The organism is Streptomyces sp. CWNU-52B (assembly GCF_047444975.1).
In the GTDB taxonomy this organism is placed as follows: domain Bacteria; phylum Actinomycetota; class Actinomycetes; order Streptomycetales; family Streptomycetaceae; genus Streptomyces.
The window spans coordinates 1-5,697 of the sequence record NZ_JBLFJV010000004.1; the positions used below are offsets into that span (position 1 = coordinate 1).

5 protein-coding genes and 3 pseudogenes are annotated in these 5,697 nt (G+C 68.0%); 5 read left to right on the top strand and 3 right to left on the bottom strand.

Translation table 11 applies throughout. The features are described 5' to 3' along the window. Positions 1 to 151 precede the first annotated feature (151 nt). A pseudogene (locus tag ACLVWQ_RS02800) lies at positions 152 to 613 on the top strand (transposase); the annotation flags it as partial. A 417-nt stretch (positions 614 to 1,030) separates the two neighbouring features. Here ACLVWQ_RS02800 and ACLVWQ_RS02805 read toward each other — a convergent pair. Together ACLVWQ_RS02805 and ACLVWQ_RS02810 are read right to left on the bottom strand one after the other, a co-directional pair. Beyond that, positions 1,031 to 1,427: pseudogene (locus ACLVWQ_RS02805) on the bottom strand (dihydroxy-acid dehydratase); the annotation flags it as partial. Between the two features lie 103 nt (positions 1,428 to 1,530). Next, positions 1,531 to 2,991: an Nramp family divalent metal transporter gene (locus ACLVWQ_RS02810; protein ID WP_414106496.1), complete on the bottom strand. Its 1,461-nt coding sequence runs from the start codon at positions 2,989 to 2,991 to the stop codon at positions 1,531 to 1,533. Between the two features lie 165 nt (positions 2,992 to 3,156). Between ACLVWQ_RS02810 and ACLVWQ_RS02815 the strand changes: the two are divergent. After that, positions 3,157 to 3,872, top strand: a pseudogene (locus tag ACLVWQ_RS02815) (IS5 family transposase); the annotation flags it as partial. Between the two features lies 1 nt (position 3,873). Further along, on the top strand, positions 3,874 to 4,197 hold the full coding sequence (locus tag ACLVWQ_RS02820) for a transposase (RefSeq protein WP_414106497.1): 324 nt from the start codon (positions 3,874 to 3,876) through the stop codon (positions 4,195 to 4,197). Here ACLVWQ_RS02820 and ACLVWQ_RS02825 read toward each other — a convergent pair. Further along, complete coding sequence (locus ACLVWQ_RS02825; RefSeq protein WP_414106500.1) at positions 4,095 to 4,316, bottom strand: hypothetical protein; 222 nt, start codon at positions 4,314 to 4,316, stop codon at positions 4,095 to 4,097. The genes ACLVWQ_RS02820 and ACLVWQ_RS02825 overlap by 103 nt on opposite strands. Between ACLVWQ_RS02825 and ACLVWQ_RS02830 the strand changes: the two genes are divergently transcribed. Beyond that, complete coding sequence (locus ACLVWQ_RS02830) at positions 4,289 to 4,570, top strand: GNAT family N-acetyltransferase (protein WP_414106498.1); 282 nt, start codon at positions 4,289 to 4,291, stop codon at positions 4,568 to 4,570. The two genes, ACLVWQ_RS02825 and ACLVWQ_RS02830, sit on opposite strands and share 28 nt — an antisense overlap. Positions 4,571 to 5,014: 444 nt before the next feature. Then, on the top strand, positions 5,015 to 5,386 hold the full coding sequence (locus tag ACLVWQ_RS02835) for a MerR family transcriptional regulator (protein WP_414106499.1): 372 nt from the start codon (positions 5,015 to 5,017) through the stop codon (positions 5,384 to 5,386). The last annotated feature ends 311 nt before the right edge of the window (positions 5,387 to 5,697 follow it).

Below are 5,697 nucleotides of genomic sequence, written 5' to 3' on the forward strand. Positions count from 1 at the left end.
GGTGCCACCTGCGCCCTGCTGCTCCTGAGCCGCGTCCACGACCGCGCCCTCACCCGTCTGGGCCGCAGCAGGCCGGCCGCCACCTCGTGAGGAGAGCACGCTGCGGTGGCGCTGTCCGGTCCCGCTGGGATGAGGCGCAGGGGCTCTAGCCGCCGCGACGATCCGCACGGTCTTCACCCAGCCCACCGCCGGCCTCGTGCGCACTCAGCTGGACACCGTCGCCGACATGCTCGGCGCCCAGTTCCCCAAGGTCAAAGCGATGCTGTTGGAAGCGAAGGAGGATCTGACCGCGTTCGCGGACTTCCCGCCCAGGCACTGGAAGAAGATCCAGTCCACGAACCCGCTGGAACGGGTGAACCGGGAGATCAAGCGCAGGATCGACGTCGTCCAGGTCTTCCCCAACGACGACACGCTCATCCGGCTGGTCACCGCCGTGCTCTTCGAGATGCACGACGAATGGATCGCCTTCCCCCGCCGCTACCTCCCCGAAGGCAGCATGAGCGAGATCTACGCCCAACACCACGACGAGGGACACGACCATCCTGTCTTCGGTGATACCGCAGCCACCGACCAGTCGTCACCCCCTACGGCACCACGAGTCCAGCCTCAGTAGCAAAGAACTGCAGGCCTTCCCCGTGCTCAGGCCGCACGGGCATTCAGCATGCCCAGGTCCTGACATACGGCGTGTCACGCACACTCGGCGCGCTGACCGGTCCAGCAGGCAGAGCGCACCCACCCCACCGGACATCTGAGTGGCCGATGCCTGCCGGAGCCACCTTCTCCGGCCGCGGGGACGGCGACTCCGACTGCCGAGCCGACCCGGAGCCGGAGTGCCCGCGGTGCCTCCCGGGTGGCTGTGCCTGTTTCCTCGGGAGTCGTTTGGTGGTGACTTCGGGAGTCAGGCAGGGAGGTGTCGGCTTGATCAACGTCAGTGACTTTTGGGCTCTGGCACAGATTTTGGGGACCGGTCGCAGAGGGTCACTGGAGCAGGATCATCTTGTTCGGCAGGTCAGCGCCGGTGCGCTGGGTGAGCGTCGGTCGCGGGCCAGTTGGCCGATCCCGGCAGCTGCATGCCAAGCGATTCGGCCATGCAGGCCATGGTCGAGGCGGTGCCCATTGTCATGCGTCGGCCGGTCGAGCGGGCCATGCGGCCCTCGGCGAAGAAGCACTCCTCCTGGGGCATCCGGCCGGCCGTGAGGTCCTTCTCGAACTGTCTGGCCGCGGTGCCCGAGCCGACGTCCCGGCCCCGGTATCTGCCAATGGGCATCGGCCCGCCGGTGACCATCACCGCCGGCAGGCCGACGCCGGCGGCATGCGGAAGAGAGGGGCGCCGGCTCGGAGGCGCTGACGGCTATGCCGATCGTCGGGCGGCCGTCGAAGACCTCGTGGCCGAAGCCCGGGGTGCACATCCAGGAGCGGTAGATCATGCCGGCCCGACCTTCGGCGCCGAACCAGGACTGGCTGCGACGGTCGGGGCCGGCGTTGCCGGCTGCGTTTACCTCAGGCGCGGGGGTTCGCACCTCGGAGGCATCAGAAGTTGTCGATGTACTGCTGGCGGATCGTGAGGGCGGCGAGGGTGCCGTACAGCAACGCCGCCCAGATCAGCGCCGCTACCCGGTAGTTGCGGATCTTCAGGGGGCGGGGGAGTGACTTGCGGTTGAGGACGAGCAGCAGGATGGAGTAGACGAACATCATCAGGCCCGACACACAGGCGGAGATGACGAGCAGCACCAGCGGCTGGTCGAAGCCGGCGAGCAGGATCGCGGCGCCTACGGCGACGACCCCCCACACCAGCCAGAAGTACAGCTTGCTTTCGGTGACGGGGCGCCGGCGGAGATACGTCGACTTGAGGATGTCCGCCGCCATCCGCGACGTGTAGTCCACGATGCCGGTCGCCGCGGTGAAGAGGGAGAAGGAGCCGATCAGCCAGAACGTCGTACCGAACCAGCCGCCGACGGTCGACTTCAGCTCCTTGCCCTCAGCCTCCACGAAGGAGACGTCGTTGGCCAGGCCCTCCATGCCGAAGACCGTGGAGTGCGCGAGCAGCGAGGTCAGCACGATGGTCACGATGGTGACCAGGACGAACGTCATGCCCTGCTCAAGGTTGGCCAGCCGCCACCAGCGCCGCCAGCGGGACATGTTCTCGCGGTCGGCCGGGTCGAAGACGTAGCCCGCGGCGGCCTCGGTGGTCGAGGCTGCCTCCTCCTTGCCGGTGATCGGGCTGACCACCCGCGGCACGTAGCGGCCCATGCCGAAGCCCTTCTCGCGGATCCAGTTCGACTGGCAGAGGTTCTGCCCGCCGCCGGCGCCCGCGTACGCGATGGCACCCATGAGCACCGCGACGCCCAGCTCGGTGGGCATCCGGCCGAAGTGCGTGGCGCCGTCGGGGAGATCGCCCCAGCTGGAGGCCTCGACGGCGAGCAGGACGGCCAGGACGAAGAAGACGGCGACGACGGCCAGTTTGAAGAAGAGCAGCTTCTCCAGCGCGTTGTAGACCACGGGAGCCAGGGTCAGCATCGCCCCGATCGCGGCCAGCAGGCAGATGCCGATGATCGCCGGATCGCCGCCGAAGACGTAACTCAGCATCGTCGCGGAGCTGGTCGCCCAGCCGGGCCAGAGGTTGGCGGCGTAGGTGAAGACCACCATCACCGCGCCCCAGTGCTTCCAGTACCGGTTGAACCCGGAGACGGCGGTCTCGCCGGTGGCGAGTGTGTAGCGCTCGACCTCCATGTTGATGAACCACTGGGTGAGCACTCCGACCACGGCGCCCCAGAGAAACACCAGGCCGGCCTGCGAGGCGATGTACGGCCAGAGGATGAACTCCCCGGAGGAGAGCCCGACTCCGGCCGCTACGACGCCGGGGCCGATGATCGGCCACACCCGTTTTGGCGGGGCGGGGAGCTCGCGGAGCTCGGGGGCCGGGAGATTCTGTGTGCGGAGGGGGAACGCGCTGCTGTGCGTTGGGGTCGCGTGGCCTGAAGCATGCGTCATGCCGAGCACTCTCTTCGTTGAGGACGGCTCTCGCGAGGGCAGTTGACGGGGAAAGTTAAATCATTCGATGTTTGCCGTCGAGGGGGCGGGAGGAATATTTGGACGCTATTTCAGTAGGCGTGATCTTGCGGCAGTCTGGGGTGATGACTGCTGCGCTTGTCGAACGGATGGCGCCGCCGTAGAGGGGACCGCGAAGTGCTGGCCGCGATCATCTTCGTGGCCACCTCGGGATGCACCTGGAACCAGCTGCCACCGGGCTTCGGACTGTCGGGCGTGACCGCCTTCCGCCGGTTCACCGTGTGGACCGAGGCCCGAGTATGGGCCAAGCTGCATCGCCTGGTCCTGGACGAACTCGGTGCTCAGGGCGGCCTGGACTGGACGCGATGCGCGATCGACTCCGTCAGCGTCCGGGCCCTCAAAGGGGGCAGCTGACGGGACCGAATCCGACCGACCGTGCCAAAAGCGGATCGAAAATCCATCTCATCGTCAACCGCAACGGCCTGCCGCTGTCCATCGGCATCTCCGCCGCGAACCTCCACGGCAGCCAGGCCCTCATCCCGCTGGTCCGCGGCATACCGCCCATCCGATCACGGCGCGGGCCCCGACGCCGACGGCCCGGCAAACTGCACGGAGACAAGGGCTACGACTACGCCTACCTGCGACGCTGGCTGGCATCCCGAGGCATCCGGCACCGTCTCGCACGCAGGGGCATCGAGTCGTCCCAACGGCTCGGCCGGCACCGCTGGGTTGTCGAGCGGACTGTGTCCTGGCTGTCCGGCTGCCGGCGCCTCCACCGCCGCTACGAACGGAAGCCGGAACACTTCCTTGCCTTCACCGCCATCGCCGCAACCCTCATATGCCGCCGCAGGCTCACCAACTGAAATGACGTCTGAGTCCAGTTCGTCCACTCGCGGGTGTGACTGTCTCGCGCACAGGTTCGGGAACGCGGCCGACCGACCGGATCGCCGACCCCGGTACGGCTCGGACACGAGTGATTCCGAGTGGGTCCTGGTGCGGGATCTGCTGCCGGTTCCGGGCTGGCTTTCGGGCCGCGGCGGGCGTCCGGAGGGCTACTGCCACCGGCTGATGATCGATGAGGTGCGCTACCTGGTCGACAACGGCATCAAATGGCGGGCGATGCCGTCCGCACCAGCGAGGACCGCAGCCCGGAACCCAGTGCCGGGGTCGTGGACTCGCAGTCGGTGAAGGCGGACGCCACCGTTGCCCACGCCCATGAGGCGGCCCGCCCGGACGTGCTCCGGGATCTCGGGGAGCAGTTCGCCGTACCAGTACTCGGGTGTGCACGGGAAGGCGTAGCCGACCATGGAGCCGTGTGTGCGAGCTCGCTGTCACCCCCGCCCGGCAGTCCCAGGGCATCGGCTTCCGACTCCACGCAGAGCTCCTCAAGGCCATCGACCCCGACTACGCCTCGCTGCTGGTCCGCCCGGACAATACCGTCGGCAGGACCCTGTACGAACGCCTCAGCTACAAGTACGCGGGCCCGTATTGCAACGAGCCCGGCGGCTCCGTCTACGACCTCCTGCTCCTCCAGGTCGGCAACGAGGCCGTCGCGCAGTGACCACCCGCACCCTGTCCTGACACTGGTCTCCACGCGGGCGCACCATAGGTGCTCACTTCGTCTCGGTGTAGTCCAGGAAGTCGGCGACGGCGGGCGGGCTTCTTGCGCAGGTCGTCCAGCGTGCTGGTGCCGCGCAGAGGTGACGCCGCCCATCCGGTTGACGACGTCCTGGGCGGTGGCCACGGCTGCGTCGATGTCCTTGCGGTACGCCATCTGACCGAACCCCATGCGCTGGTGCGTCGAACGGGACTGGATAGCGCGCACCGCCTTCGCCCGAGAGAAAGCCGAATGCCGTGCGATCCGCGTGGTCCTGAACAGGAGATCCGAGGCCATGCTGTCCGGCTGCTTGAGTGTAAAAGTTGACGTTGACGTTGACGTCAAAGGCAAGTCGGGTGACGAGCCCCGGGATGGCCCGGCGGCATGTGGAGCGGAGGGAGCGACGGGATGCGTATCGGCGAGGTGGCATCGGCCGCGGGAGTGAGCACGCGGGCGCTGCGCTACTACGAGCAGCAGCTCATCGTGTCGAGCCGCAGCGCGGGCGGGCAGTGCCTCTACGCGCCGGACACGGTCGAGCGGGTGCGGTGGATCCAGCTCCTCTACGCCGCCGGGCTGAGCAGCCGGACGATCGTGGAGTTCCTGCCGTGCGTGCACACCGGTATCGCCGGCCCGGAGATGATCGCCCGGCTTCGCGCCGAGCGGGACCGCCTCGACGAACACATGCGGGACCTTGCCGCCACGCGAGCCCGACTGGACTCTGTCCTCGCCTTCGCCGAGTTCGGCGCGACACGGCCGGTCGGCGAGGCCGCGGGGGTCTGAGGCTCGACCAGCATGCGTCGGCCTTGGCCCGGTACCCAGGCCGAGGCTGGCTTTTTCGACGTCTCACACAGCGGTTGTTGACGACCGCGGATGGCACCTGCTTCGCCGGGATGTCGTGGTCGACAAGAACGGGAGGTACCTGCCGGTACCCGGCGACGGACCGTACCGGCTGCCACCTGCCACCTGCGCCCGTAGCCAGCGCTTTTCCCCCGAGCGCCGGACGGGCAGTCGGGGACGTCTCGCCGGTCACCACCGAACCGCCGTCACGGTAAGAGCACTTCCGACCTCCCGGCGCTGGCGGTCGCTACGAT